This is a genomic window from Specibacter sp. AOP5-B1-6, from assembly GCF_052376555.1.
GTDB lineage: Bacteria > Actinomycetota > Actinomycetes > Actinomycetales > Micrococcaceae > Specibacter.
The window spans coordinates 28,813-54,775 of record NZ_JBQSVT010000012.1 but is presented as its reverse complement, the minus strand read 5'-3'; the positions used below and the strand labels follow the sequence as shown (position 1 = coordinate 54,775).

Genomic DNA, 25,963 nt, shown 5'->3' with positions numbered 1-25,963 from the left:
CTGATTCGTGGAGCTGCCGCCGCGGAAGCAGGGCGGGCAGGCGTCGAGCAGGGCCGGCAGGGTGTTACTGCGTTGCTCAGCGGGGTGAGACGCCCAGCTTCAGCCCGGCCAAGCCGCGCGGGCGCACCGCAAGCTTGTCGGCGACTGCCAGCAGTGCCTGGGCGGCAGGGGATTCGGGGTGCGAGAGCACGATGGGCAGTCCGGCGTCGCCGCCCTCGCGCAGGGCAACGTCAATCGGTATCTGGCCCAACAGCTCCACCGGCGCGTTGACAGTCTGACTCAGCCGTTTGGAGAGAATTTCCCCGCCGCCGGACCCGAACAGCTCCATGGTGCTGCCATCGGGCAGCGTCAAAAAGGACATGTTCTCAATGACGCCGGCAACCTTCTGGCCCGTTTGCACGGCAATGGCACCGGCCCGCTCGGCCACGTCGGCGGCGGCTGCCTGCGGGGTCGTCACAACCAGGATCTCGGCCTTGGGTAGCAGCTGCGCCACCGAAATTGCCACGTCACCTGTGCCCGGCGGCAGATCCAGCAGCAAAATATCGAGGTCGCCAAAGTACACGTCGCCCAGGAACTGTTCGAGCGCCCTGTGCAGCATGGGTCCGCGCCAGGCAACCGGCTGGTTGCCCGCCACGAACATGCCAATGGAGATGACCTTCACGTCATGGGCAACGGGGGGCAGGATCATCTCGTCCACCCGGGTCGGGGTCTGGGTGATCCCCATCAGGCCAGGCACCGAGAAGCCGTAGATGTCGGCGTCCACAATGCCCACGCGCAAGCCCCTGGCGGCCAGGGCGCAGGCAAGGTTGACGGTGATGGTGGACTTGCCGACGCCGCCCTTGCCGCTGGCCACGGCATAAACACGGGTCAGTGATTTCTCGTCGTTGAAGGGGATGCCCCGCTCGGCGGAGCTGCCCTTGAGCTGGTCCTTGAGTTCTGCCCGCTGTTGCGGGGTCATGACGGTGAGGTCCACGCCCACGTCGGTGACGCCGTCGAGCTTCACCAAGGCATTGGTGACGTCCCTGGTGATGGTTTCGCGCAGGGGGCAGCCGGCAATGGTGAGCCGGATGACGGCGTGGACCCGGCCGCCGTCGAACGCCTCGACCGATTCAACCATGCCCAGTTCCGTGATGGGGCGGCGCAACTCCGGGTCAATGACCGTGGCGAGGGCGGCAAGCAGGGCGGGGTGGGACGGGGCGTTCATGGGGTGTGGCCTTAAGGGTTGGTGGGGCGTCCGGGGTTGGCCGACTTCGCGGAATTGGATCTGGCACCGGGTGTCTTTTGGGTGACGGTCTTGATGCTGCTGGTGGCCGGGTTGCGCTTGGTCGTGCGGGGTTCCCTCAGGGTATCGCCATCGTCTGGGAGATCGCCCTCGGCCGCATCCTGGATCTCGATGAGGTCCTCCAGGAGACTGCGCAGTTCGGAGCGGACGAAGTCGCGCGTTGCCACTTCACGCAGCGAGATGCGCAGGGCGGCAACTTCACGGGTCAGGTACTCGGTGTCGGCCAGATTGCGCTCGTTGCGGGAGCGGTCCTGCTCGATTTGGACCCTGTCGCGGTCGTCCTGGCGGTTCTGGGCCAGGAGGATCAGGGGCGCCGCATAGGAGGCCTGGGTGGAGAAGAACAGATTGAGCAGGATGAACGGGTACGGGTCCCAGCGCAGGGTGAACAAGCCAACGACGTTGATGGCGATCCACACGACGACAAAAACCGTCATGTAGAGCAGGAAGTTGGCAGTGCCCATGTAGCGGGCAAAGCGTTCGGCGAAGCGGCCAAAGAGGTCGGGGTCGCTGGTCAGGCTGGGCAGGAGCCTGGATTTGAGCTCCATGGGGGTGTCAAGGCCGCCGCCCTTAGTATGGTGCCGCTCAGCCAATGCGTCCTCCTAATTTCCTGAACGGGGCGCCGTCCTCATGGGTGCGCCAGTCATCAGGCAGCAGATGGTCCAACAAGTCATCAACCGTGACGGCGCCAACCAGGCGGCCCTCCTTGCTGACAACCGGGAGTGAATTCAAATTATACGAAGCCATGATGTGGCTGACGGTGCTGATGTCGTCCTGGTCCGAGGCGGGCTCCAGGTTCCTGTCCACGAGGGTGCCCAATTGCTCGGGAGGTGCGCTGCGGAGCAACTGTTGGATGTGAACCACGCCGAGGAAGCGCCCGGTGGGAGTTTCCAGCGGCGGCCTGCAAATGAAGATCGCCGATGCCAGGGCCGGGGAGAGGTCCTCGCTGCGGACATGCGCCAAGGCCTCTGCCACGGTGGCCTCGGGAGGCAGAATCACGGGTACGGGCGTCATGAGCGCACCGGCCGTTCCCTCCTCATACTGGAGCAGGCGCCGCACGTCCTTCGCCTCATCCGGTTCCATGAGCAGCAGCAGCTCCTCCGCCTTGGCCTGGGGGAGGTCGGCGAGGAGGTCCGCGGCGTCGTCGGGGTCCATTTCCTCAAGCACGTCGGCCGCGCGTTCGTTGTCCAGGGCCGAGAGGAGGGTCACCTGGTCATCTTCGGGCATCTCGGACATGATGTCGGCGAGGCGCTCATCCTGGAGTTCCCCGGCCACTTCAATGCGGCGCTTGGCGCTCATGTCCTGCAGGGCGTCAGCAAAGTCGGCCGCCTTGAGGTCCTCATGGGTTGCGACAAAGAAGGTGGCGCTTTGCGGTGCCGCGGCGTCGTCGGCGCGGGCTTCGGCCCAGTCGATGAGCATGGTGTGGCCGCGGCGGATTCCCCGCAGACGTGAGGTGGAGGAGCCCCTGCGGACAAAGAATTTGGTGATGAGCCAGTCGCCGTTGCGTTGCTGGTCCATGGCGATGTCCTCGATGACGGCAAAACCGGTGCCGTCAACCAGTGTCACCTTGCGGTCAAAGATGCCGCCGACCACCAGCTGCTCGGCACCGCGCTGTTCAAAGCGCCGCAAGTTGACCAGGCCGGTGCAGATGATTTGCGACTGGTCCATCGACGTCAGTCGGGTCATGGGCACAAAGACGCGTTTCTTGCCCGGAACTTCCACGACGATGCCGACGGCGTGTGGGGCGGTGTTGGGGCCGCGGCCCAGCACGACGACGTCCCGCAGCTTCCCGAGCCTGTCACCCCGCGGGTCAAAGACGTCGAGGCCCAGGAGTCGGGCGACAAAAATGCGTGTAGGTTGTGTGCTCACAGGTACAGGTTACTTCCCGCGGGGGTCTATGACCCAACCATCTCAGCGCCAGGCCGTGCCGGGGAGTGGGGCGCCGCGGCGGGGCCGGGTGCGGGTTCGGGCGCGGGGCTGTCATGAACTTTTCGTTTCACTGCCAGCGATACTCCAGCCAACGCGCAGGAACATGGTGAACAATGGGGGTATGGCAAACCTCTTTGGACGCACCAGACCCTTGGACGAGGCCCGTATTGTCCCTACGGGGGAAACAATCGGTTCCTACACTTCCTATTTGGATGCGCAGAAGGCGGTAGATTACCTGGCGGATGAAAAATTCCCCGTCAGGCATGTATCCATCGTGGGCAACGATCTGAAGATTGTTGAACGGGTCACGGGCAAGCTCAGCTACCCCCGGGTTGCTCTCACCGGCGCCATGACCGGAGCGTGGTTTGGTTTGTTCATCGGCGTGATGCTCTCCTTCTTTGACTCCGCCAGCAACGCCGGTGCGCCCTACCTGAACGTGTTCACGGCCGTGCTCCTGGGCGCCGCCTTGTGGATGTTGTTTGCGATCATTGGCTACGCCGCGCAGCGCGGCAAGCGCGACTTCACCTCGACCAACCAGGTTTTGGCCACCAGCTACGACGTCATTGTCACGGCCGATGTGGCAGCGGACGCCCGCCGCCTGTTGGCGCAGCTGCCCATGAACTCCAACGCACCACGCCCCGTCCAGAGTCAGGGGCAGGGTTTCCAGGGCCAGGGCCAGGGTTACCGCCCGCCGGTGCAGCCGCCCGCTTCTTCCGGCACCTCGCCCGCCCGTCCCGAAGGCTGGCACGACCCCTATGCCCCGACGGACCCGGCCGCCGCTGCCGGTGCTCCTGCCGGTGCTCCCGCCGCAGATGGTGGCGACAGCCACGACCGCCCCGGCCAGGCCCCGCTCGATGGCCCGCGCCGCGGCCAGTTCCCCGACCTCCCGGATGGCCGCCCGCAGTACGGCATCCGTGTCGACACCCCGAGCCAGCCCGAGCCTGCGGACCCCAACGCCCCAGTGGAACCCCACGGGGCTTCCGATGCGGCGGAGAAGCAGGAAAAGTAGCCCGCAGCTTTTCAGCCGATGAAGCACGACGGCGGATCCCTCGCCTTGACTTTGTCCTTTAAAGTTCCGGTGGTCTCCAAATATGCCGCCGCTGCCGCGTCTTGCCGCCGTTCCGGTTGCTGCGCCCGTCTTGGTTGTTGCCACCGTCGTCATCGGCCCCAGATTTGACGGGGCCCTGCGTGCTGATCTGCGGAGTGGGCAGTGACCGGCCTCAACGAGATCATTCATGCCCCCAACCGCCTCCGGATCTGCGCCTTTCTCAGCACCATTGACCATGCGGAGTTTGGCACCATCCGGGACATGCTCGGCGTTGCCGACTCCGTGGCCAGCAAACAGCTGAAGGTCCTTGAGGATGCCGGCTACGTGAAGCTGAGCAAGCCGACAGGCAAGGGCAGGGTCAAGACGTGGGCGGCGCTGACGACACAAGGCAAGGGAGCCTACGAGGAACACGTCGCGGCACTCAAGGCGCTCATCGCAGGGCAGCCAAGTCCCGCCGTCGGACATTAAGGAACTGCACCAAAAAATCGAGTTTGCACTTATTGGACGAAAAACCGCAAAAATACGGTGAATCGGTCCAACAAGTGCAAACTCGAAATGGAGCGGGACAGGCGCAGGGGCTAGGCGGAGAGGCCGGCCATCCAGGCTTCGACGTCCTCCGGCTTGCGGGGGAGTGCGGAGCTGAGGTTTACGGGGCCGTTGGCCGTGATGAGGATGTCGTCCTCAATGCGCACGCCGTTGCCGCGGTACTCGGCCGGGATGGCCAGGTCCTCGTCCTTGAAGTACAGGCCGGGCTCGATCGTGAAGACCATGCCCTCGGTGATGACGCCGTCGAGGTAGAGCTCGGCGCGGGCCTGGGCGCAGTCGTGCACGTCCAGACCGAGGTGGTGGCTGGTGCCGTGCGGCATCCAGCGGCGGTGCTGCTGACCCTCGGGGGAAAGCGCTTCGGCGGCCGTCACCGGCAGCAGGCCCCACGCGGCCAGTCGGTCCACGAGCACCTCCATGGCGGCCGTGTGCACCTCGCGGAACTTGCGCCCCGGAACGGCGACGGCGAACGCTGCGTCGGCGGCGTCCAGCACGGCCTGGTAGATCTTGCGCTGAACATCCGAGTACGTGCCATTGACGGGCAGCGTGCGGGTAATGTCCGCGGTGTAGAGGGAGTCAGCCTCGACGCCGGCGTCAACAAGAAGCATTTGGCCCTCGTTGACGGTGCCGCTGTTGCGGTTCCAGTGCAGCACCGTGGCGTTGTTTCCACCGGCGGCAATGGTGTCGTAGCCAAGCTCGTTGCCGTCTTCCCGCGCACGGGCAAAGAACGCGCCTTCCACAACACGTTCGCCGCGCTGGTGGGCCACCGCACGCGGCAGGGCCTTCACGATGTCCTCAAAACCGCTGATGGTTGCGGCGACGGCAACCTTCATCTGCTCAATTTCCCAGTCGTCCTTGAGCAGGCGCAGCTCGGAGGCCGCCTCGGCCAGCCTGCCGTCAAGATCGTCCAGGGCGCCAAAATCAATGGCGTCGGGGTTCTTGGCCGTGTTGTAGCGGGCCGTATCCACCAGCGCGTCGATGTTCTCGTCAACCTTGCGCACCAGGCGGATGGAAACGCCGCCGACGGAGGTCTCCCCAACGTTCTTGGTGATGGCGACCTCAAGCTCGGTAACGTCGGCGGTGGGCAGGCCCAGCTGGGCCTGGAACTCGGCCAGCGTGGGGCGGCGGCCGATCCAAAATTCACCGCTGCGGGCATCAGCGTAAAACGCCTTCGTGTCCCGGCCGGCCATGGGACGGAAGTAAAGGGTGGCGCGGTGATGGCCGCCGTCGTCCCCTTCACCCTCGGCCACCGGATCCAGGACCAGCACGGCGTCGGGCTCGTGGTCAACGCCCAAGCCGGTCAGGTGGGCAAAGGCCGAATGCGGGCGGAAGCGGTAGTCGCAGTCGTTGGAACGGACCTTCAGCGGGCCTGCAGGGATCACCAGGCGCTCGGTCTTGAACTGCTCGGAAATCGCACGACGGCGGCGGGCGGCATGGTCTGCCACCTCGGCCCGGGCGGGAAGTTCAGCGGACGAAGGCTCCCAATTGGCTGCCATGAAGGTCCGGAAAGCGTCAGAGTCGGGGCGTTGGGAACGATTGTTCACTCGCTCCTCGAGGGGCTGCTCACTTGTAGGGTCGGGGTGCTCGGAGGATTGCTCAGTCTGGTTCACACCTTAAGTCTCCCACCGCTTGCGCCTTGGGACAAAGGGCGGCCGTGGAACCCGGTGCCCGCGCTGCGTGCGGCGCAGCGGCCATTGGGCAGGATGCGACGTAGGCTGAGATCGTGAGGATTGATTTGCACGCGCATTCAAATGTTTCCGACGGCACCCAGACACCCGCCGCGCTTATTGCGGCCGCGGCTCTGGCCCGCCTTGATGTCGTGGCGTTGACCGACCACGATTCCACCGACGGCTGGGCTGAGGCGCTGGCCGCTGCCCGGGAGCTCGGTGTGGGGCTCATTCCGGGGATGGAAATCTCCTGCAAAACCTCCCAGGGCGTCAGCGTGCACCTGCTGTGTTACCTTCACGACCCGGGCAATGTGAAGCTGCTCGAGGAGATCACCAAGGCCAAGGACGCCCGCCTGACCCGCGCTGAACGCATGGTTGAACGCCTCGCCGAAGACTATCCGCTGAACTGGGGCGACGTGAGCGCCCACGTGGCACCCGGGGCCACGATTGGCCGCCCGCACATTGCCGACGCCATGGTTGCCGCGGGCATCGTGGCGGACAGGAGCGAGGCCTTCGCCAACATCCTCACCTCGCATTCACGCTATTTTGTCAGTCATTACGCCCCGGACCCGGTGCTCGCCGTGGAACTTGTCCGCGCAGCCGGCGGCGTTCCTGTCTTTGCGCACCCGATGGCCTCGGCCCGGGGCAGGGTGGCGCCCCCGGATGTCTTCCATGACATGATCGACGCCGGCCTCCTGGGTCTGGAGGTCGACCACCGGGACAATCCCGCCGAAGGCCGGGCATGGCTGCGAGGGCTGGCCCGGGACCGGGGACTGCTCGTGACCGGGTCCTCCGACTACCACGGGGCAGGGAAACCGAATCTTCTCGGGGAGAATCTCACCGAACCCGCAGCCTTGGAACGCATCATGGAGCAGGCCTCCGGAACCGCCGCGTACCTGCCGTAGGGAACCGCCGGCGGGCCCCCGTCGGGCACTGCAGGTATCCGCCGAAGCGCCCTCGGTGCACCATCGTTATCGCTGGCTGCAAGTAACATCCAACAAAGTGCATACAGCGGCTGTTACAGTGGATCCCGTCGACTGGTTCGAAAGGGCAACCAAACCTGCCCGCGAACCGTAGTATTCCCGTTGCCGGCTGAACGTCAGCCGATGAATTACCGGTAGTGAATGATCGCCTTGTACGCGATTCACTTTGGGCCGCCCGCGCAGAAAAATCTGCTTGCCCTGGCGGCTGGTCCCGGGCGGGGAAGTGCGCCCGCTATGTCCCTCACCGGATTGCTGCATGCACGCCCTTTTGGGCGGCTTCTTGGGCGGCGCACGCTGATTTTGGCGGGATGCCGGTGAATTCCGTCCTAGCGAGAGGACAAGTATGGTGCCGGATGGCGCAGGACTCCACCAACTGGGGGGTTGGACAGTAATTGGCCTATTAGTGGTGTTTTACGGCGGTACGCTGCTGATGACACTCTTCATTGGCCGCAAGAATGAGAACGCCGACGGCTACATGACAGCCGGCAACAAGGTTGGCTTTGGCATCTCCGCGGGAAGCATGACGGCGACGTGGATTTGGGCGTCGTCGATGTACGCCTCGGCCACGTCCGGCTACACCTACGGGATTTCCGGGCCGATCCACTACGGCTTGTGGGGCGCGTTGATGATTTTGTTCATCTACCCGTTCGGCAAGCGCATCCGCGCCGTCGCACCCAAGGCCCACACACTGGCCGAGGTCATGTACGCCCGACACGGAAAATCCAGCCAGCTCATGCTTGCCGGCTCCAACATTGTTGGCTCGATGATCAGCATCACCTCAAACTTCATCGCCGGCGGTGCCTTGATTGCGCTGCTGTCCCCGTTCAATTTCACCCAGGGCATCCTGTTCATCGGCGGCGGCATCCTGCTGTACTCGCTGTGGTCGGGCTTCCGGGCCTCGGTGCTGACTGACGCAGCGCAGGTGTTTGCCATGCTTGGCGCCGTGGTGATCATCATTCCGGTGGTGTTCTTTGCCGCCGGCGGCCCCGACATGTTTGTCTCGGGCGCAGCAAATCTGACCCCGCAACAGTCCAACTTCTTCTCCTCCGAAGCGTTCCTGAACCAGGGCGCCCCGTACATTGCGGCAGTTCTGGCCTACGCCATCGGCAACCAGACCATCGCCCAGCGGTTGTTTGCCGTGCGCGAGGACTTGATCAAGAAGACGTTCGTCACCGCCACTATCGGCTACGGGGCCACGATCATCGGCATCGGCATGTTGGGTGTCATTGCACTCTATGCGGGCGTGGCCCCGTTGGGTGGCGACACGAACAACTTGATCCCGCAGATGGCGGCAACCTATTTGAGCCCCGTGCTGCTGGGCATCTTCCTGATCATGATTGTGGGCGCACTGTCATCCACCGCGGACTCGGACCTCTCCGCCATGTCCTCCATCATGATGGCGGACGTCTATGGCCAGAACATTGCCAAGGAGGGCAAGGCAAACCCCAAGACGATGCTGTTCATCGGCCGCATCACCATGGTCGTGGCCACCGGCGCCGGGCTGTACTTTGCCAGCGGCAAGTTGAACATCCTTGACCTGCTGGTCTTTGTCGGAGCCCTGTGGGGTGCCCTCGTGTTCCCTGTCATCGCAAGCTTCTACTGGCAAAAAGTCACCAACAAGGCGTTCACCGTCTCGGTCCTGGTGGCCCTGGCGTGTTTCCTGCCGGTCCGCTTCGAATGGCTGCCCCTCGAAGGATTCACCGGCATTGTGGTCGACATCGTTTCCGTGATTGGCGTTGGCGTGGTGCTGGGCCTGATGGCGTTTGGCTTCTTCGGCCTGAAGACGGCCAAGATCGTTGCCGCCGTTGCCATGGTCGCAGTGGCCCCGTTCGCCATCGGCTTCCTGCACAATTACGCAGTGCTCTCCGGCTCGCTCGTTGCCTACGCGATCAGCACCCTCGTGTGCTATTTCATGTGCTTCCGCAACAATGCAACCTTTGATTTCGACACTATCAAGGAACGCATCGGCGACTTCGACAACCGGGAGGAAGCCAATCACGGCGCTCCCGACGCACTCCTCGACAAGAAAGCATAGGCATCACCCATGAGCGTATTTTTGCTGACCCTTTATGTTCTGGTCTGGCCCATCATCGTTGCCGGCGTGCTGTACGTGCTCGGCAAGGCATTCCTGCAGGAGATCCTGGATGCCAGGCGCGAGGGCAGGCCGCTGATCTAGCCGCCCCTTAAAACCAACTAACCCGCAGAAGTGGCTGCTAATTCAACCTAAATCAGTTGATGTAGCGACCACTTCTGCGGGTTAGTTGTTTAAGGCGGGGGTTACGAGTCGGTTGCGGGATTGGCAACCACTTCACCGTTGCGGCGGCGGGTGCGGGTGCGGCGCGGGGACTTGGCCTCGGCGGCTCCGGCCACTGCCGGCGCGGCGCTGTCGGAGGAGGTCCGACGGCGGTTCCGGCCGCCGTCGCGCTTCTCACCGGCACTGTTCTCACCGGCGCTGTTCTCGCCGGTGCTGCTTCCCCTGGTGTTGCTGTCGCTGGAGTTGCTGTCGCCGCGGCTCTCGTTGCGGCGCTTCTCACCGTGGCGGGCGCCGGAGCGGTTGCCGCCCCGGTTTCCACCCCGGTCGCCGTCACGACCGCCTTCACGACCCGCGTCCCGGCCGCCGGATTTGGGGGCGTTGCGCTTGCCGGTCTCGCCCAAATCCTCCAGAACCTCGGCGTTGATGCCTTCGTGGGTGCGCTTGTTGCGCGGCAGGCGGCCCTTGGTGCCCTCGGGGATGTCAAGGTCGGTGTAAAGGTGCGGGGAGGACGAGTACGTCTCAACGGGCTCGGGAACGCTCAGGCCCAGGGCCTTGTTGATCAGCGCCCAGCGCGGCATGTCGTCCCAGTCGACGAACGTGACGGCCGTGCCCTTGTTGCCGGCGCGGCCGGTGCGGCCAACGCGGTGCAGGTAGATCTTTTCGTCTTCAACGCACTGGTAGTTCACCACGTGGGTGACGTCGTCGACGTCGATGCCGCGGGCTGCCACGTCGGTGGCGACGAGGACGTCCACCTTGTTGTTGCGGAAGGCACGAAGCGCCTGCTCGCGGGCGCCTTGGCCCAGGTCGCCGTGGATTGCGGCTGCGGCAAATCCGCGGTCGACGAGTTCCTCGGCCACCTTGGCTGCGGTGCGCTTGGTCTTCGTGAAGATGATGGAGCGGCCGCGGCCGTTGGCCTGCAGGATCCGTGCCAGCACCTCGATCTTGTCGAGGTTGTGGGCGCGGTAGATCAGCTGGCGGATGTCGCGCTTGGTCAGGCCCTCGTCATCGGGGTCGGCGGCGCGGATGTGCGTGGGCTGGGTCATGTAGCGGCGTGCCATGGCCACAACGGGGCCGGGCATGGTGGCCGAGAACAGCATTGTCTGGCGCACGGCCGGGGTGCCTGAAATCAACGTCTCAACATCGGGCAGGAAGCCCAGGTCGAGCATTTCGTCCGCCTCATCGAGGATCACGATGCGCACGTGCTTGACGTTCAGATGGCGCTGCTTGAGCAGGTCAATCAAACGGCCGGGGGTGCCGACGATCAGTTCAACACCCTTTTGCAGGGCGTCGATCTGGGGTTCGTAGGCGCGGCCGCCGTAAATGGTGGCGACACGGATGCCGCGGTGCTTGGACGCTGTGGTGAGGTCGCCGGCAACCTGCACGGCGAGTTCGCGTGTGGGCACGATGATCATGGCCTGCGGGGCGCCGGGGGTGTCCAGCTTGTCAAAGCCTTCATCCTTGGGGGCGACAATGCGGTTCAGGGCGGGGATGCCGAAGCCGAGCGTCTTGCCCGTTCCGGTCTTGGCCTGGCCGATGATGTCGTGGCCGGTCAGTGCGATCGGCAGCGTCATGGCCTGGATGGGGAAGGGGTGCAGGATGCCGGCTTCCGTCAGCGAGGAAACGATCTCGTGATGCACGCCAAAGCTGGCGAACGTTTCCTTCTCTTCCTGGCGGGGCGGCTCGTTGCTGCTCAGGGTGCCGTCAATTTCAACGTTTTCGTTGCTGTCTTCTGCTTGCAGCAGGGAGTCTGTTTCGATGCTCAAATGCTTACCGTTCAATTCGTCTATACAAGGTGCCGTCTGCCGGGCTCAACGCGGGCACTGCCAAGAGGCCTCACGGAACCGCAGGACGGCGGCACAATCTTAGGGAAGCCGATCGCGGGCTAACAAAAACGTGCCCTCCCGCCGTCAGAACGACGGCTGCGGGAGGAACTGATAAGACGCGCGCAGGGGCGGGTTTGTTGAATTAAAAACTATCAATCAACGACCGGGCATCCATGTCTACATCATTAGTCTAGCTGCACGCCCCCACAATCCTGCTGCGCGCGGCCATTTCGGCGGTGTGGTGCGGCGTTGGCCGCAACGGTGCCAGCCACCCGCGGCAGCCAACCGTGCCATCACATGTCCGCTGCCGAGGGGGAATTCGCGGCCGCGGGGGAGGACGGCACAAACGTCACGGTGCGTTTGGCGATGTCGGCCGCCGTCAGCTTCACACGCACCACCGTGCCCGGTTCAAGGTCGCCTTCGCAATACGCCGTCACCGCGGGAACCATGATTTGAATGAAGCTGCGGGCGGCGGCATTTTTGGAATTGTGTCCGTTCTTCTTCGGTCCGGAAAGCACGACGGCGTCAAACTCGCCTCCCAGCTGGTGGCTCAACAGCGCGGCCTCGACCGTGTCGATGGCCGCCCTGTCGACCTTGTTGGCCAGCTGGTTGGAGGCTGCCATGATGTCAGGCAGCTCCTCCAGCGCCGCAATGGCCCAGGCCGGAACTTCCTCCTCGGCGCACAGTGCGGCACAAATGGCCAGCACGAACCTGTCAACGAGCCGGCGCAGCGGCGCCGTCGTATGGGCATAGGGTGCCGCCACGGCGGCTTGGAGCACCTGGTCGGGGACAACGCCGTTGAACGGGGTGTAGCCGGCGCCCCGGAACAAGGTGGTGGCGGCGTGCATCAAGGCCAAATGTTTCGGGTCGGCCGTGTCAAGGGTGCGCAGGTACTCGCCGTAGTCCACGTCGGTGGTCCACGGCCGGCCCAGCGCGACAGTTTGCCGGCGGTAGGCGGCAACAGCCTCGTCATCGGGGGCCGGCATGGTGCGCAGAATGCCGACCTTGCCCTCGAGCATGACCTGGGCGGCGGCCATCCCCGTCAGGAGGGAGATTTGGGCATTCCAGTCTTCAATCGGCAGGTTCGGCCTGAAGTCCAGCACGTAGCGGCCATCGACGAATTCGACCTCCTGGGCCGGCACGTTCAGGCTGGCCCCGCCGCGGGCGCGCTCCAGCTCGATGCGCTTCGTCCCAATCTCAGCCAACAGCGCCAAGGTGCCGGCGTAGGCGGCAGGTGTGTTCCCGGCGTCGTACATCCCCTGGGCCTCTTCGTAGCCGAGCTTGGCGATGCTTTGCACCGTGGCGCGGCGGACGGTGCAGCTGACCTGGGAACCGTCGGCGGCCAGGTGGATTTCCCAGACGTAGGCGGAACGGGGGTCGTCGGCGAAGAGGCTCGCAGCGCCCTCGCTCAGCGGGACCGGGTGCAGGGGAATGCGCTGGCCGGGCGTGTAGATCGTCTGGCCGCGGCGGCGCGTTTCGGCATCAAGGGGGCCGCCGGCCGGGACAAAGGACGGCACATCGGCGATGGCGTAATGGACCACATAGCCGTCGCCGCTGCGCTCAAGGTGCATGGCCTGGTCCAGGTCCTGCGAGGTGGGTGGGTCGATGGTGATGAACGGCAGGGCGGTGAGGTCCGGGGCGGGAAGCTCGTGGCCGGCAATGACGGCATCCACCTCCGCCAGGACGTCGGGGGCGAAACCGTCGGGCAGCTTGAACTCGTCGCCCAGGGCGGCCAGGGCTTGGGCAAGGGACTGTTGGGCGGCACTTCGTCTGACGCCAATGTGAGAGTAGGGCACGGTTTCAGCGTAAACGATTCCCCGGCGGGAACAAGGGCGGCGCGGCACACACTACGCTTGGGCACATGAGTATTTCAGCTTCCGGCGCCGATGATTCCGTTTCTGCAGGAGAATTAAGCGCCCGCTACGACAACTTTGTCGTGGACCTGCTGGGGAGCATCGCCTACGGGGAACTCTCCGCATTCGAACGCCTGGCCACCGACGCACGGCACTCGCCCTCCCTCGGTGACAGGGCGGTGCTGGGGAAAATGGCGGTGACCGAGTTTGGCCATTACGAGGCCATGTGCGCCCGGCTCAACGCCATGGGCATGGACCCGGAGCTGGCGATGGCGCCGTACCAGCGCATGGTCGACGCCTTCCACGAACGCACCCGGCCCGCCGACTGGCACGAGTCCTTAATGAAGGCGTACGTGGTGGAGGCGATCACCGAGGAGTTTTACACCGCCATCGCCGAACACCTGGACGGGCCCACCCGCGAGGCGATTGCCCAGGTGCGCACAAGCGATGAGCAGACCGCCACGCTGGTGGCACTGCTGAAGAAGATGCTGGCGGAGGACCCGCGGCTCTCCTCGAGACTGGCGCTGTGGGGGCGGCGGATGGTGGGGGAGGCCTTGACCCAGGTGCAGCGCATTGGCGCCCGCCACAGCTTCCTGGTTGGGCTGCGGCCGGACGCCACCCAGGAACAAGCCGCTGCCGAGGTTTCGGCCATTCTCAGCGCGCTGACCCGCAACCACTCCAAACGGATGAGCAAGCTGGGGCTGACGGCCTAGCTTTTCCGGCGCTGGCTGGCGGAGTGGGCTGGTGGGTGCATCCTTGACGGCATCAACGCCCGCGCACATCCCGGGCGATGCGTGCCACTGTCGCCTCGACGTCCTCGGCTGCCGTGATCCGCTGCTCCGCGATTCCGTGCAGCGGATCCCAGCCGTGATACCAGCCGCGCATCTGTTTTTCGCCGAAGTCGGCCTGCTTTTGGGTGCGGGTGGCGTGGCGGCGCAGGGTCTCCTCAAGGGTGAGGTCGTAGGCGTAAAAATGGCTGGCGCCGTCATGCCCCGCCTGCAGCCGCTGGAATGATTCGCTGTATTTACTGGCATTGAACATGCCGTCCGCAATGACCGTTCTGCCGTGCCGCAGTGCCAGGGCTGCCGATTGTTCAATCAAGGCCGCGGCGAGCGGGGAGTAGTTTCCCGTTTCACCTAAAATGGTCCGGCGGAAATTGTCCTGCTCGATCCACACACCGGAAAATTCCTTTTGCAGGGCGCGCGCCACGGTGCTCTTGCCGGAGCCGGAATTGCCACGCACCACAATGAGCAGGGACATGCTTCCATCCAAGCACGTTCCACCCGGCCGCGGCCGGCTGGAAGCCACAGGGGGCCGCCGGCCGGGAACCATGCCCCCAGGCGGCCGGGCATCAGTCCTCGGTGTCGCGCTTGAACACCAGCATCAGGGCCCGCATCCCCAGCACAAAGCCGCCAAAAAGCAGCGCGAAGCCAAAGAAGCTGTACAGGTGGATTTCCCCTGCCAGCATCGGTCCCTCATTGCTGGTGATGAGCACGATGGCGCCAAGCACTGCCGAACCGGCCAGGACTGCCACAATGAGCTGTTGAAACAGCCCCGTGAGGAAGCGGCGGTCGGAAGCATGGCCCAATACCCGCACGTTCATGGAGAAACGGCCCTGCTCCAGGTCCTCGCTGATCTTGTTGATGCGGCGCGGCAGCCTGTCGATCAGCGGCAGCAGCGACATCATGCGGTGTTCAAGTTCGTCCTTGACATTGCCGAGCTTCAGCTTCCCGCCCATGAGCCGTGTCCCCTCGGTGCGCGCGGCGGCCACCAGATCCACGTCCGGGTCGATGACCAGCAGTGTCCCCTCGACGGCGGCCAGGGCCCGGAACGCTGCACCAATCTGGGCCGGCACGGCGAACTTGTGGGCGATGACCAGGGCAAACAAGTCACCAAACATCTTCTGGCTGCCGCCCGGCCCGAAGCCTGTCCGGAAGCGGGTGAGCAACTGCCCGAGGGCGCGCTCCAAGGCGCGTTCGTCCAGCTTCTCCGGGCGGTCCAGCAGTTCGATGAGGGCGTCCGTCGCGCCGGCTGCGTCGTTTTTGTCGATGGCATACAACATCATGCCCAGGGCCGTCTGCGTCGCGGGGTCGAGCCTGCCCACGGCACCAAAATCCAGCAAACCCAGCGTCCCCTCGGGGGTGATGAAGATGTTGCCCGCGTGCAGGTCCGCGTGGAAGACGCCGTCGGAAATAATTTGTTCGAGCGTGGCGCCCAGCAGGGTTTCCGCCAGTGCGGCGCGCTCGCCGGCCGACAAGGATGTCAGCAGGGCACCGGCGGAGCTGACAGGCCGCCCGGGCAGCGTGTCCATGACAAGGAGCCGTTCGCCGGAAAGCTCCGGGTAGGCGTGCGGAACCGCGACGGCGTACGCGCCCGACCGGGCCAGGGAACGCTCAATGCTGCGCATGTTGTCCAGCTCGATCCGGTAGTCCAGCTCTTCCTCCAGCGAGTCGGCAAAGCCGCGGGCCAGGGCATGCACGCCCAACGACTTTCCCCACGGTGTTGTCTTGTTGAGCCAGCGGGCCAGCCGCAGGATGATGTCCATGTCCAGTGCGACCTGGCCCAGGGCCCCGGGACGCTGGATCTTGAGCACCACTTCGGTCCCGTCCAGCAAGGTGGCCTGGTGGACCTGCGCCACGGAGGCGGCAGCCAACGGGACCGGGTTGACGTGGCTGAAAACTTCTTCCAGCGGCCGGCCAAGGCGTTCCAGCAGGGCCCTCTCAATGGCCTCCCACGGTTCGGGGGAGGCATGGCTCTGCAGGGATTCCAGCTCGCGGATGTACGTTTCCGGCAGCAGGTCCCGGCGGGTGGAGAGCATCTGGCCCAGCTTGATGAACGTGACGCCGGCTTCGTTCAGCGCATTGCGCAGGGCCTTGGCGGTCTTGGCGTCCTGGCCGAACCCGTCGTCCTGGCCAAATCCGCGCAGCCGTGAACCCAGACCGTGGCGCACCGCGATGGAGGTGACGTCGGCATAGCGCCGGGTACGCCGCCGTCGTGCCTTCCAACCGGTGAAAACCTGGCTGAAACCGGGCAGGGAACCGGTGGGGAAGGCAGCCTCGATGAACACCAGGGCGCCGACGCCGAGGGCAAAAATCCAGCCGACGGCCAGAATGAGGAACAGCACAGCGACGGTGGGTGCCACATTCAAGCCGCCCGGGTTTTGGCCGGTTGCGGCACGAAACAAGTACTGGACGGTCAGGCCCATGGCGGCACTCATGACGAAGCCGACGGTGATGGAGCGCGGCCAGCCGATCGGCACCCCCACCACGCGCCGGACCACGGTTGCCGCCAGCCACGACTGCAGGGCCAGGAACAGCAACCCGGCAATCGTCAGCAGCACTATCCCCACCACGTCAAGGACGGCCATCAGGAGCCGCCCTTGCTGACACCGATTCTGACAACGACCACTTCGACTCCCGGATTGCGACGGTTTGTGTCTTCACTGTATCCGCGACGGCCGGCTTCCCGCAGCAGGGAAGCCGCCCATGCCGCCCATGGCGGCGAAGGGCGCCGGCAGCCGCTGCGTCCAGCCTTCCGCCGTCCCGTCTCACTCACGTGCGGCCCATCGGCCGTTACGCTGGGGCGGTGGGAATGAGAAGCACGACGTCGGCCGGCAGCAGCTCCTTCAGCCGACCCCTGGCGCTTTTGGTCGCCGGCACCTATTTCATGGAGATCCTGGACGGCACCATCATTGCCACGGCCGCCGCCGGCATCGCCGGGGACCTGCATGTGCGCCCTGTGGACATCAACCTGGCCATGACGTCGTACCTGATCACCCTGGCGGTGGGCATTCCCATCAGCGGCTGGCTGGCCGAACGCTTTGGCGCCCGCCGCGTGTTCACGGCAGCCATCGGCATTTTCACGGTGGCCTCGCTGCTGTGTGCGCTCAGCCCCAACCTGGCATTCCTTTGCGGGGCCCGGATGCTGCAAGGCCTTGGCGGGGCCATGATGGTCCCTGTCGGCCGGTTGGTGGTGCTGCGTGACGCGGACCGGAAAGAGTTCCTGGAAGCCATCGCCTACCTGACCTGGCCCGCTCTCATTGCTCCCGTGCTTGCCCCGGTGCTGGGCGGGCTGCTTGTCACGTATGCCAGCTGGCACTGGATTTTTCTCATCAACGTCCCGCTGGGCATCATTGCCTTCGCCGTGGCGCTGAGGGTTGTTCCCGACATCCGCGCCCGGAAGGTCCCGCCACCGGACTGGACCGGATTTGTGCTGTGTGGGACGGCCCTGGCCGCGGTGGTGATTGGCATGGAACTGGTGGGTTCGGCACCCACGCCCTGGGCCGCCGTCGTCCTGTGGCTGCTGCTGGCGACGGTGACCGGGGCGGCTGCGCTGTGGTGGTTCAAGCGCTCGAGGCACCCGCTGCTGGACCTGCGGGCGCTGCGCATCCACACCTTCCGGGTTGGCAACGGGGGCGGGGCAATGTACCGGCTCATCATCAACGCAGTGCCCTTTCTGTTGCCGTTGATGTTCATGCTCGGCTTCGGTTGGAGCGCTTTTGAGGCGGGGCTGATGACCATGGCGGTGTTTGCCGGCAATGTGCTCATCAAGCCGGCCACGTCGCCGCTGATCCGGCGTTTTGGCTTCCGCACCGTGCTGCTGCTGAGCAATGGTGGCGGCGCCGTGGCGCTGGTGGCCTGTGCATTTCTGAACCCCGGCACTCCGCTGGTGGTCATGGCCGTCGTGCTGTTTGTCAGCGGCGTGCTGCGCTCGATCGGTTTCAGCGCCTACAACACGCTGCAGTTTGTGGACGTTCCCAAGGCCCGCATGGCCGGTGCCAATACGCTGTCATCCACGATCGCCCAGATTGCCACCGGGTTGGGCGTTGCCGTGGGGGCCTTGATTTTGCGTGCCGCCCAGTCGCTGCTGGCCCCGGACGTGGCGCCGGTGGCCGGGTACCAGTGGACGTTTGCGGTGCTGGCGGCCATCATGCTGTATCCGGTGGTTGAGGCGCTGCTCATGAACCGGACGGCCGGGGACCTGGTCCGCGCGAAGTAGCGCCGGGCAGCAGGGCCGCCGCGGCCACGGCGGCGCATGCTGCCAGCACTGCCAGGACACCGGCCATGGCGGTCCAGCCAAACTGCTGGAACACCAGGCCCGAACTCCACCCGACAACGCTGGAACCGGCGTAGTAGCTGAGGTTGTACAACGAGGAGGCTTGGGCCCTGCCAGTGCTGGCCAAGGCGCCGGTCCAGCCCGAAGCGATGCTGTGGGCCCCAAAGAAGCCGGCCGTGAACAGCACCAGCCCGGCCAGAATAACCGCTACCGGGCCAGCCAGCGTCAGGGCCAGGCCGGCAACCATGACAGCCGTGGAGGCCAACAGCACGGTGCGCCGGCCCCAGCGGCCCGCCAACCCGGCCACCGACCGCGAGGACACGGTGCCGGCAAGATACGCCAGAAACAGCAACGCGACGGCCGACGCCGGAAACAGATATGGCGGAGCCTCCAAACGAAAGCCCAGATAGTTGTAAACACTGACAAAGGCACCCATCAGCAGGAATGCCTGGGCGTACAGGGCGAGCAGGGAGGTGTTGCGCAATGGCGGGAGCAGCTTTCCCAGGACCGCGCCAAAGCCTTCCGTTCGCGCCGGCACAAAGCCCCGCGGCCGCGGGGCCAGCAGAAGGAAGCCGGCGGCCGCGGCGGCAGCGCACAGCGAGACCGCAAGCGTGCCCATGCGCCAGCCGGCCAGGTCCGCCACGGGGCCGGCCAGCAGCCGGCCGAAGAGCCCGCCCAGCGTGGTGCCGGCCACGTAAGCGCCCGCCGCCGCAGCAGCGTTGCGCGGGCTGACCTCCTCCGACAGGTAGGCGATGGCCAAGGCCGGGATTCCACCCAGTGCTGCACCCTCCAGACCGCGCAACAGCAGCAGTATTTCAAAGTTTGGGGCTGCCGGGACCAGCAGCCCAAACACCGTTGCCAGGACAACAGCCAACCCCATGGTGCGCACCCGGCCCCAACGGTCAGCGGCAAAGGACCATGGCAAAACAGCGACAGCCAGCCCAACCGCGGCAACGGAAACCGTCAGCGACGCCTGCGCGGCCGTGACCTCCAACTCACGCGACACCAGCGGCAGCAGGCCCTGCAGTGAATACAACTGTGCAAACGTTGCCACCCCGGCACAGGCCAGTGCGGCCAGCACCCGGCGGTAGCCGGGACTACCCTTCAGATGCCCCGCCCACGGCTTGCCCGGGGGCAGCGGTGCTCCGGCTGCAAGATCCATCTTAAACACTGTCCACTTCAATCAACACTGTCCACTTCAATCCCAGATTGCCTTGACGAGCAGTTTGGCCCGGCCACGTCTTTAACCGTAGGGCGCACGGAACAATGCGTCTAATGCATTGAAAATCACTTATTTATCCATATTTGGATGATTTAGGAACCGCGCCCGTGGTTCCATGAAGCATGGACAATGACAACCAAGACCTGGCAAAACTGTTGCCGGTCCTTCCCATCCTCGTGGAGCTCGGGGCCAGCCGCCACGTAACTGCCACGGCCGAAGCCCTCGGGATCCCGCAGTCGACCGTGAGCCGGGCGCTGGCCAGGGCGGCGGAGGTGGTGGGCACACCCCTGGTGCTGCGCCAGGGGAGAGGAGTGGAATTGACGCCGGCCGCCCTCGCACTGATCCCCAAGGCTGCTGAGGCGCTGGACCGGATCCGCTCGGGCGTGGCCTTGGCGCGGCAGGAATCCGGGAAACAATTTGGCCGCATCCAGGTGGCTTTCCAGCATACTTTTGGCGAGGTGGCCCTGCCGATTTTGATCAGGGCGTTCACGCAGGAGCATCCGGGAGTCACCTTTGACCTGCAGCAGGGGAGCCGGGCCTTTTGCCTGGATCTGCTGACGAGCGGGTCTGCCGATCTCGCCCTGGTGGCCCCGCCTCCGGTGCCGAGCAGAACCATCGGGGCGGAGGTGCTGTATTCGGAGCCGTTGAAGTTGGTGGTGCCCGCCGGCCACGCGCTGGCTGGCTCGGACGGAATCAAGCTCGACGCCGTCCGGGACGAGCCATTTGTCATGCTCGAACCCGGATACGGCATGCATTCCATTGTTCAAGCACTGTGCAAGCGCGCCGGGTTCCGCCCCCGTGTGGCGTTTCAAGGCCAGGACCTGCACACCGTCCGGGGACTTGTTTCAGCGGGGCTGGGTCTTGCCGTGGCTCCACCGGAGAGAGCTGAAACCCGGACGTTGCCCACGGGCGGCCTGGGCTGGTGCGAGGTGGACATTATTTGGCCCAGTGCCCACCGGGACGTGGGCCTGGTCTGGCGGAACCGTTCCGATGGTTCCGCCCAGGCCGCACGGTTCAGGGACATGGTGCTGGCCGAGGGGCGGGAACTGTTGGCGGCAGCACAGTCATGATGCCCCGGACCGCACCCGATTTGGGGTTCGGCGCAATCCACGGTGGCCATGAATCCCACGCACTCCGCCACCCCGATGTTTTCCGCAGGGGATGTTCGACGGCGGGAGCGGGCCGCGCTTATTGGCCGGCCCCTGCTTCGCTGTCCAGGCGGCGCCGTGTGGTGGCTTGTTCCGTTGCGAGATCTTCCTTGAACTTCGCGTAGCGGGCCCGATGGCTGGGTGTCTTGCCAACGAGATACCAAACCACGCCAAGCGCAATGAACCACACGGGGGTCACCAGCAGGGCAATCAACGTATCCACCTGTGTGGTCAGGGCCCACAGGACAAAGGCGAAGAACGCGAAGACAACATAGACCATGGGGATGCCGCCGGGCATCTTGAACTTTGAGGATTCATGCAGTTCCGGGCGGCGCCGGCGGAAGGCGAGGTAGCTGGCCAGAATGATGGACCAGACAAAGACGAAGCAGACAGCGGCCACGGTGGTGACCATTTCAAAGGCCTTGCTGATGTCCTCGCCGACGTACAGCAACACGATGCTGGAGAGGAGCAAAACGCAGGAGAGAAACAACGCGTTGTTGGGAACCTTGCGCTTGGACAGCTTGGCAAACCTGAACGGGGCATCGCCCTCCTGTGCCAGGCCATAAACCATGCGGGAGGTGGAATAGATGCCGGAGTTGGCGGAGGACATTGCGGACGTGAGCACCACGAGATTGATGATGGTGGCGGCCGCTCCGAGTCCGGCCAGGGAGAACATGGCGATAAACGGGCTTTGGCCTGCGGTGAACTGTGTCCAGGGGATGACCGACATCAAGATGACCAGGGCGCCTACGTAGAACAGCAGGATTCGGATCGGGATGGAGTTGATGGCCTTGGGCAGGTTCTTTTCCGGATCCTTGGCCTCGGCGGCGGTGGTGCCCACCAGCTCGATGCCCACGAAGGCAAAAACGGCGATCTGGAATCCGGCGACAAAGCCCATGAATTCGTTGGGGAAGAGTCCGCCGTGGCTCCACAGGTTCGTGAAGCTTGCCGTTCCGGAGTCGGAGTGGAAACGGCTGAAGATCATGAACAAGCCCACGCCGATCAAGGCGACGATGGCAACGATCTTGATGAGGGAGAACCAGAATTCCGTTTCGCCAAACGCTTTCACGGTGGTCAGGTTCAGCACCAGCAGAATGCCGATGGTGACAACCCCGGGGATCCACAGGTCGATCCCCGGCAGGAGCACCTCCGAGTAGGCGGCGATGGCGATGACGTCGGCGATGCCCGTAATGACCCAGCAAAACCAGTACGTCCAGCCGGTAAAGAAGCCGGCCCAGGGGCCCAGCAGGTCGGCGGCGAAGTCGCTGAACGATTTGTAATGGAGGTTGCTCAGCAGCAGTTCGCCCATGGCCCGCATGACAAAGAACAACATGAAACCGATGATCATGTACACAAAAATCACCGAGGGGCCGGCGGCGGAGATGGTCTTGCCGGAGCCCATGAACAGGCCGGTTCCGATGGCCCCGCCAATGGCGATGAGCTGAATGTGGCGGTTGCTCAGTTGTCGTTCAAGCTGGGGCGGAGCGTCCGGGGCGGGCGTGGTCTGGCGAATGGTCAAGGGAGGTCCTTCGTTCAGGTGGCGGAGTGCACCACGAAGATTTTTTCCTCCCCACTCTGTCTGGGACCTGAGAGTTTCCGCGTGGCTTGAAAACAAGTCAACGCTTGCACCGTCGGTGAGCCCGGTCGCCCGGACTGCTTTCCAGAGTTGCCTCGCCACGGCGGTACATGTGCCTGAGAGATTCCCGGGGAGGGTTTGCTCCTTCGGCGCCTGCTTTATGTACCGGCAGGTCTCTCCCGCCGCGGATCATAGGCACTTCAATATGCTGGTGATGCGAATCACAGATTAGCGCGTGGAATGCTTCAGCGCAAAATGGGGCCACGACGGCCCCCGCACCGCCCACCACCGACAGCCCCGGCGAGGGGAGTTGGGGCCCGACCGCGGCCGCACAAGGTTTGGCCCGGCGGAAGCCATCGTGTAATGTGACCTGCGAATCACCCCACATTTTAATATGCCTTTCGAACCGTGGCGGGAGAGTCCTCCCAGCAATGTGGCGGCGCCGTAGGAGCAAATCCTCCCCAGGAATCTCTCAGGCCCCCGTACCGTCATGGCGAGGCAACTCTGGAAAGCAGCCCGGGCAACCGGGCTCACCGACGGTGCAAAGCGGACAACCATGCCGCGGAATCTCTCAGGTCCAAGACAGAGCGGGGAGGAACCCACCCGATGCCGAGTCCTGAAGGACCGGCCGTAGCTTGGAGTTCCCCATGACGATTCAATCCAGTCCGACAGTGTTTGCCGACCGCCACATTGGCGCCCGCGAGCAGTCCCACATCGAGACCATGCTCAAGGCCATCGGCTGCGACAGCGTCGACTCCCTCGTGGACACTGCCGTTCCCGATTCCATTCGTCAGGCCAAGCCCCTGGAGCTCCGCCCGGCACTGAGCGAAGTTGAGGTGCTGGCAGAACTCCGGGCGCTCGCCGCCAAGAACACGATGGCCGTGCAAATGATCGGCCAGGGCTACTACGACACCGTGACGCCGCCGGTGATTCTGCGCAACATCCTGGAAGCCCCCGCCTGGTACACCGCGTACACGCCCTACCAGCCCGAAATCTCCCAGGGCCGCCTCGAAGCCCTGCTGAATTTCCAAACCATGGTCAGCGACCTGACCGGCCTGCCCATCGCCAACGCGTCCCTGCTCGACGAAGCCACCGCCGTGGCCGAGGCCGTGCTGCTCATGCGCCGCGCCAACAAGTCCAAGCCAGCCGCCAACGGCAAGACGGTCCTCGACGCCGACCTGCTGCCGCAAACCATCGCCATTGTCACGGGCCGGGCGGAAGCGCTTGGCTTCGAGGTGGAAGTCGCCGATCTCTCCTTGGGCCTGCCCGACGGCGACATCAACGGCGTCGTCCTTCAGCAGCCCGGCGTTTCCGGACGCGTGTTCAACCACGCCCCGGTCATTGCCGCAGCCAAGGAACGCGGCGCGCTTGTCACCGTGGCGGCCGACCTGCTGGCCCTGACCTTGATCACCCCTCCCGGCGAGCAGGGCGCCGACATCGCCGTCGGCACCGCCCAGCGCCTCGGTGTCCCGCTGTTCTTCGGAGGACCGCACGCCGCCTACATGGCTGTGCGCGCGGGGCTGGAACGCTCACTGCCCGGCCGCATCGTGGGTGTCTCGAAGGACAACACCGGACTGCCGGCCTACCGCCTGGCCCTGCAAACCCGCGAGCAGCACATCCGCCGCGAGAAGGCCACCTCCAACATTTGCACGGCCCAGGCCCTGCTGGCCATCGTCGCCTCAATGTACGCCGTTTATCACGGTCCCTCCGGGCTGAAGGCCATCGCCGAAACCATCCACGGCCACGCCCGCACCCTGGCAGCGGCGCTTCAGGCGTCCGGGGTCGAACTGGCACACACTTCGTTCTTCGACACCTTGACCGTGCGCGTGCCCGGCCGGGCCGGCACCGTGATCGCATTGGCGGAGCGGGACGGCATCAACCTTCGTCCCATCGACGCAGACACTGTGGGCATGTCCGTCGATGAAACCACGACGGCGGACATCGTGGCCCGTGTTGCCGCCATCTTTGGTGCCGCACCGGCAGGTGACGGCGCTGACATTGGGGGCAGCGCCGACTTCGCCCTGCCGGCCGACACCGTGCGAAGCACGGACTTCCTGACGCATCCCGTGTTCAACACGCACCGCTCCGAGACACAGATGCTGCGCTACATCCGCCGCCTCAGCGACCGTGACCTGGCGCTTGACCGCACGATGATCCCGCTGGGCTCCTGCACCATGAAGCTCAACGCCACGGCCGAGATGGAAGCCATGTCCTGGCCCGGATTCGCCTCCATCCACCCCTTCGCCCCGGACTCCCAGACACAGGGCTGGCGGGAACTGATCGGCGGGCTGGAAGCGGACCTGTGTGAAATCACCGGCTACGACCAGGTGTCCATCCAGCCCAATGCCGGCTCCCAGGGCGAGCTCGCCGGCCTGCTGGCGATCCGCGGCTATCACCTCTCCCGCGGTGATGACCAGCGCACCATCTGCCTCATCCCGCAGTCGGCCCACGGCACGAACGCCGCCTCGGCAGTGCTGGCCGGCATGAAGGTTGTTGTCGTTGCCACGGCAACGGACGGCACCATCGACCACGCCGACCTGAGCGCCAAGATCGAAACCCACAAGGACCAGCTCTCGGCCATCATGATCACCTACCCGTCCACGCACGGTGTTTTCGACGCCGACGTCCGCGAGGTCTGCGACGCGGTCCACGCCGCCGGGGGACAGGTCTACGTTGACGGTGCGAACCTGAACGCACTGGTCGGCTTGGCACAGCCCGGCAAATTTGGCGGAGACGTCAGCCACCTGAACCTGCACAAGACCTTCTGCATCCCGCACGGTGGCGGCGGCCCCGGCGTCGGCCCCGTTGCGGCCAAGGCCCACCTGGCACCCTTCATGCCAGGCGACGCCAATGCGGTGTCGCAGGACGGGGCCGGCGTGCCGATCTCGGCCACCCGCTTTGGATCGGCAGGCGTGCTGCCCATCTCCTACGCCTATGTGAAGCTCATGGGCGGCAAAGGACTGACCCAGGCCACGAAGTCCGCGCTGCTGGCGGCGAACTACATCGCCGCCCAGCTCAACGAGCACTACCCGGTCCTGTACACGGGTGCCGGGGACCTCGTTGCCCACGAATGCATCCTTGACCTGCGCGAACTGACAGCCAGGACCGGGGTCACCGCCGAAGACGTGGCCAAGCGCTTGATCGACTACGGCTTCCACGCCCCCACCCTGTCCTTCCCGGTGGCCGGCACCCTCATGGTGGAGCCGACCGAATCCGAGGATTTGGGCGAAATCAACCGCTTCATCACCGCCATGATCAGCATCCGGGCCGAAATCGACCAGGTGGCCGACGGCGCCTTCACATTGCTGGACAGCCCGTTGCGCAACGCTCCGCACACGGCCGCCGCCGTTGTCGACTCGGCCTGGGACCGCGGCTACCCGCGCGAACAGGCGGTGTTCCCCTTGGACAGGCTGCGCCAGGACAAGTACTTCCCGCCCGTGGGTCGCATTGACGGTGCCGCAGGAGACCGCAACCTGGTCTGCTCCTGCCCTCCAATCGAAGCCTTCGAGGACAGTCCAGAAGACTTCGAGGACAGTGCAGCAGATTTCAAAGACAACTAGCCACCCCCACCGCAAAGGATTCC

Annotated in this window: 19 protein-coding genes and 2 riboswitches; of the genes, 9 read left to right on the top strand and 10 right to left on the bottom strand. The window is 64.9% G+C overall.

Annotation, left to right across the window (positions count from 1 at the left end):
• Nucleotides 1–76: 76 nt before the first annotated feature.
• Genes ACT3TS_RS08200 through ACT3TS_RS08190 form a run of 3 tightly spaced genes read right to left on the bottom strand, consistent with a single transcriptional unit; the run spans nt 77 to nt 3,148 of the window.
• On the bottom strand, nt 77–1,204 hold the full coding sequence (locus tag ACT3TS_RS08200) for an Mrp/NBP35 family ATP-binding protein (protein ID WP_444531019.1): 1,128 nt from the start codon (nt 1,202–1,204) through the stop codon (nt 77–79).
• An 11-nt stretch (nt 1,205–1,215) separates the two neighbouring features.
• Complete coding sequence (locus ACT3TS_RS08195) at nt 1,216–1,872, bottom strand: DUF1003 domain-containing protein (protein ID WP_444531018.1); 657 nt, start codon at nt 1,870–1,872, stop codon at nt 1,216–1,218.
• A complete protein-coding gene (locus ACT3TS_RS08190; RefSeq protein WP_444531017.1) occupies nt 1,865–3,148 on the bottom strand; it encodes a magnesium transporter MgtE N-terminal domain-containing protein in 1,284 nt (427 codons plus the stop codon). The genes ACT3TS_RS08195 and ACT3TS_RS08190 overlap by 8 nt, the downstream gene beginning before the upstream one ends.
• A gap of 181 nt (nt 3,149–3,329) precedes the next feature.
• Between ACT3TS_RS08190 and ACT3TS_RS08185 the strand changes: the two genes are divergently transcribed.
• The gene (locus ACT3TS_RS08185; RefSeq protein ID WP_444531016.1) at nt 3,330–4,217 is read left to right on the top strand and encodes a general stress protein; all 888 of its coding nucleotides are present in this window, start codon (nt 3,330–3,332) and stop codon (nt 4,215–4,217) included.
• A gap of 201 nt (nt 4,218–4,418) precedes the next feature.
• Nucleotides 4,419–4,724: a transcriptional regulator gene (locus ACT3TS_RS08180; RefSeq protein ID WP_444531015.1), complete on the top strand. Its 306-nt coding sequence runs from the start codon at nt 4,419–4,421 to the stop codon at nt 4,722–4,724.
• A gap of 110 nt (nt 4,725–4,834) precedes the next feature.
• On the opposite strand, the gene ACT3TS_RS08175 is transcribed toward ACT3TS_RS08180, so the two are convergent.
• Complete coding sequence (locus ACT3TS_RS08175; RefSeq protein WP_444531014.1) at nt 4,835–6,409, bottom strand: aminopeptidase P family protein; 1,575 nt, start codon at nt 6,407–6,409, stop codon at nt 4,835–4,837.
• 113 nt (nt 6,410–6,522) lie between these two features.
• Here ACT3TS_RS08175 and ACT3TS_RS08170 point away from each other — a divergent pair, with 113 nt between their 5' ends.
• The 3 genes from ACT3TS_RS08170 (at nt 6,523) to ACT3TS_RS08160 (ending at nt 9,625) form a co-directional block, all read left to right on the top strand.
• Nucleotides 6,523–7,371: a PHP domain-containing protein gene (locus ACT3TS_RS08170; protein ID WP_444531013.1), complete on the top strand. Its 849-nt coding sequence runs from the start codon at nt 6,523–6,525 to the stop codon at nt 7,369–7,371.
• A 421-nt stretch (nt 7,372–7,792) separates the two neighbouring features.
• Entirely contained in the window at nt 7,793–9,484 is a 1,692-nt protein-coding gene (locus tag ACT3TS_RS08165) for a sodium:solute symporter family protein (protein ID WP_444531012.1), read from the top strand.
• A gap of 9 nt (nt 9,485–9,493) precedes the next feature.
• Nucleotides 9,494–9,625, top strand: coding sequence for a putative transporter small subunit (locus tag ACT3TS_RS08160; RefSeq protein ID WP_444531011.1), 132 nt, complete (start codon nt 9,494–9,496; stop codon nt 9,623–9,625).
• Nucleotides 9,626–9,726: 101 nt separating this feature from the next.
• On the opposite strand, the gene ACT3TS_RS08155 is transcribed toward ACT3TS_RS08160, so the two are convergent.
• Nucleotides 9,727–11,466: a DEAD/DEAH box helicase gene (locus ACT3TS_RS08155; protein WP_444531010.1), complete on the bottom strand. Its 1,740-nt coding sequence runs from the start codon at nt 11,464–11,466 to the stop codon at nt 9,727–9,729.
• Between the two features lie 353 nt (nt 11,467–11,819).
• Nucleotides 11,820–13,322, bottom strand: a complete 1,503-nt coding sequence (locus ACT3TS_RS08150; protein WP_444531009.1) for an RNB domain-containing ribonuclease — start codon at nt 13,320–13,322, stop codon at nt 11,820–11,822.
• 65 nt (nt 13,323–13,387) lie between these two features.
• Here ACT3TS_RS08150 and ACT3TS_RS08145 point away from each other — a divergent pair, with 65 nt between their 5' ends.
• Nucleotides 13,388–14,092: a ferritin-like fold-containing protein gene (locus ACT3TS_RS08145; protein WP_444531008.1), complete on the top strand. Its 705-nt coding sequence runs from the start codon at nt 13,388–13,390 to the stop codon at nt 14,090–14,092.
• A 52-nt stretch (nt 14,093–14,144) separates the two neighbouring features.
• Here the strand turns inward: ACT3TS_RS08145 and ACT3TS_RS08140 are convergent, their stop codons facing one another.
• Both ACT3TS_RS08140 and ACT3TS_RS08135 read right to left on the bottom strand, forming a co-directional pair.
• On the bottom strand, nt 14,145–14,639 hold the full coding sequence (locus tag ACT3TS_RS08140; RefSeq protein ID WP_444531007.1) for an AAA family ATPase: 495 nt from the start codon (nt 14,637–14,639) through the stop codon (nt 14,145–14,147).
• A 91-nt stretch (nt 14,640–14,730) separates the two neighbouring features.
• Nucleotides 14,731–16,746 (bottom strand): ABC1 kinase family protein, encoded by a 2,016-nt coding sequence (locus ACT3TS_RS08135; RefSeq protein ID WP_444531006.1) that lies wholly within the window; start codon nt 16,744–16,746, stop codon nt 14,731–14,733.
• Between the two features lie 224 nt (nt 16,747–16,970).
• Here ACT3TS_RS08135 and ACT3TS_RS08130 point away from each other — a divergent pair, with 224 nt between their 5' ends.
• On the top strand, nt 16,971–18,377 hold the full coding sequence (locus tag ACT3TS_RS08130; RefSeq protein ID WP_444531005.1) for an MFS transporter: 1,407 nt from the start codon (nt 16,971–16,973) through the stop codon (nt 18,375–18,377).
• Here ACT3TS_RS08130 and ACT3TS_RS08125 read toward each other — a convergent pair.
• The gene (locus tag ACT3TS_RS08125) at nt 18,337–19,596 is read right to left on the bottom strand and encodes an MFS transporter (protein WP_444531004.1); all 1,260 of its coding nucleotides are present in this window, start codon (nt 19,594–19,596) and stop codon (nt 18,337–18,339) included. The two genes, ACT3TS_RS08130 and ACT3TS_RS08125, sit on opposite strands and share 41 nt — an antisense overlap.
• 182 nt (nt 19,597–19,778) lie before the next feature.
• Between ACT3TS_RS08125 and ACT3TS_RS08120 the strand changes: the two genes are divergently transcribed.
• The gene (locus tag ACT3TS_RS08120; protein WP_444531003.1) at nt 19,779–20,726 is read left to right on the top strand and encodes a LysR family transcriptional regulator; all 948 of its coding nucleotides are present in this window, start codon (nt 19,779–19,781) and stop codon (nt 20,724–20,726) included.
• A 118-nt stretch (nt 20,727–20,844) separates the two neighbouring features.
• Here ACT3TS_RS08120 and cycA read toward each other — a convergent pair whose 3' ends face one another.
• Complete coding sequence (gene cycA / locus ACT3TS_RS08115) at nt 20,845–22,323, bottom strand: D-serine/D-alanine/glycine transporter (RefSeq protein ID WP_444531002.1); 1,479 nt, start codon at nt 22,321–22,323, stop codon at nt 20,845–20,847.
• 151 nt (nt 22,324–22,474) lie between these two features.
• Nucleotides 22,475–22,572: riboswitch (glycine riboswitch) on the bottom strand.
• 210 nt (nt 22,573–22,782) lie between these two features.
• A riboswitch (glycine riboswitch) is annotated at nt 22,783–22,878 on the top strand.
• 149 nt (nt 22,879–23,027) lie between these two features.
• Between cycA and gcvP the strand changes: the two genes are divergently transcribed.
• On the top strand, nt 23,028–25,940 hold the full coding sequence (gene gcvP, locus ACT3TS_RS08110) for an aminomethyl-transferring glycine dehydrogenase (RefSeq protein ID WP_444531001.1): 2,913 nt from the start codon (nt 23,028–23,030) through the stop codon (nt 25,938–25,940).
• Nucleotides 25,941–25,963: the final 23 nt, after the last annotated feature.

What these genes read in the sequence shown, in the direction of transcription:
- gcvP (WP_444531001.1), top strand. Translation starts at nt 23,028, where the DNA reads ATGACGATTCAATCCAGTCCGACAGTGTTTGCCGACCGCCACATTGGC.
- ACT3TS_RS08120 (WP_444531003.1), top strand. Translation starts at nt 19,779, where the DNA reads ATGGACAATGACAACCAAGACCTGGCAAAACTGTTGCCGGTCCTTCCC.
- ACT3TS_RS08185 (WP_444531016.1), top strand. Translation starts at nt 3,330, where the DNA reads ATGGCAAACCTCTTTGGACGCACCAGACCCTTGGACGAGGCCCGTATT.
- ACT3TS_RS08200 (WP_444531019.1), bottom strand. Translation starts at nt 1,204, where the DNA reads ATGAACGCCCCGTCCCACCCCGCCCTGCTTGCCGCCCTCGCCACGGTC.
- ACT3TS_RS08160 (WP_444531011.1), top strand. Translation starts at nt 9,494, where the DNA reads ATGAGCGTATTTTTGCTGACCCTTTATGTTCTGGTCTGGCCCATCATC.
- ACT3TS_RS08135 (WP_444531006.1), bottom strand. Translation starts at nt 16,746, where the DNA reads ATGGCCGTCCTTGACGTGGTGGGGATAGTGCTGCTGACGATTGCCGGG.
- ACT3TS_RS08145 (WP_444531008.1), top strand. Translation starts at nt 13,388, where the DNA reads ATGAGTATTTCAGCTTCCGGCGCCGATGATTCCGTTTCTGCAGGAGAA.
- ACT3TS_RS08130 (WP_444531005.1), top strand. Translation starts at nt 16,971, where the DNA reads ATGAGAAGCACGACGTCGGCCGGCAGCAGCTCCTTCAGCCGACCCCTG.
- ACT3TS_RS08165 (WP_444531012.1), top strand. Translation starts at nt 7,793, where the DNA reads ATGGTGCCGGATGGCGCAGGACTCCACCAACTGGGGGGTTGGACAGTA.
- ACT3TS_RS08125 (WP_444531004.1), bottom strand. Translation starts at nt 19,596, where the DNA reads ATGGATCTTGCAGCCGGAGCACCGCTGCCCCCGGGCAAGCCGTGGGCG.
- ACT3TS_RS08140 (WP_444531007.1), bottom strand. Translation starts at nt 14,639, where the DNA reads ATGTCCCTGCTCATTGTGGTGCGTGGCAATTCCGGCTCCGGCAAGAGC.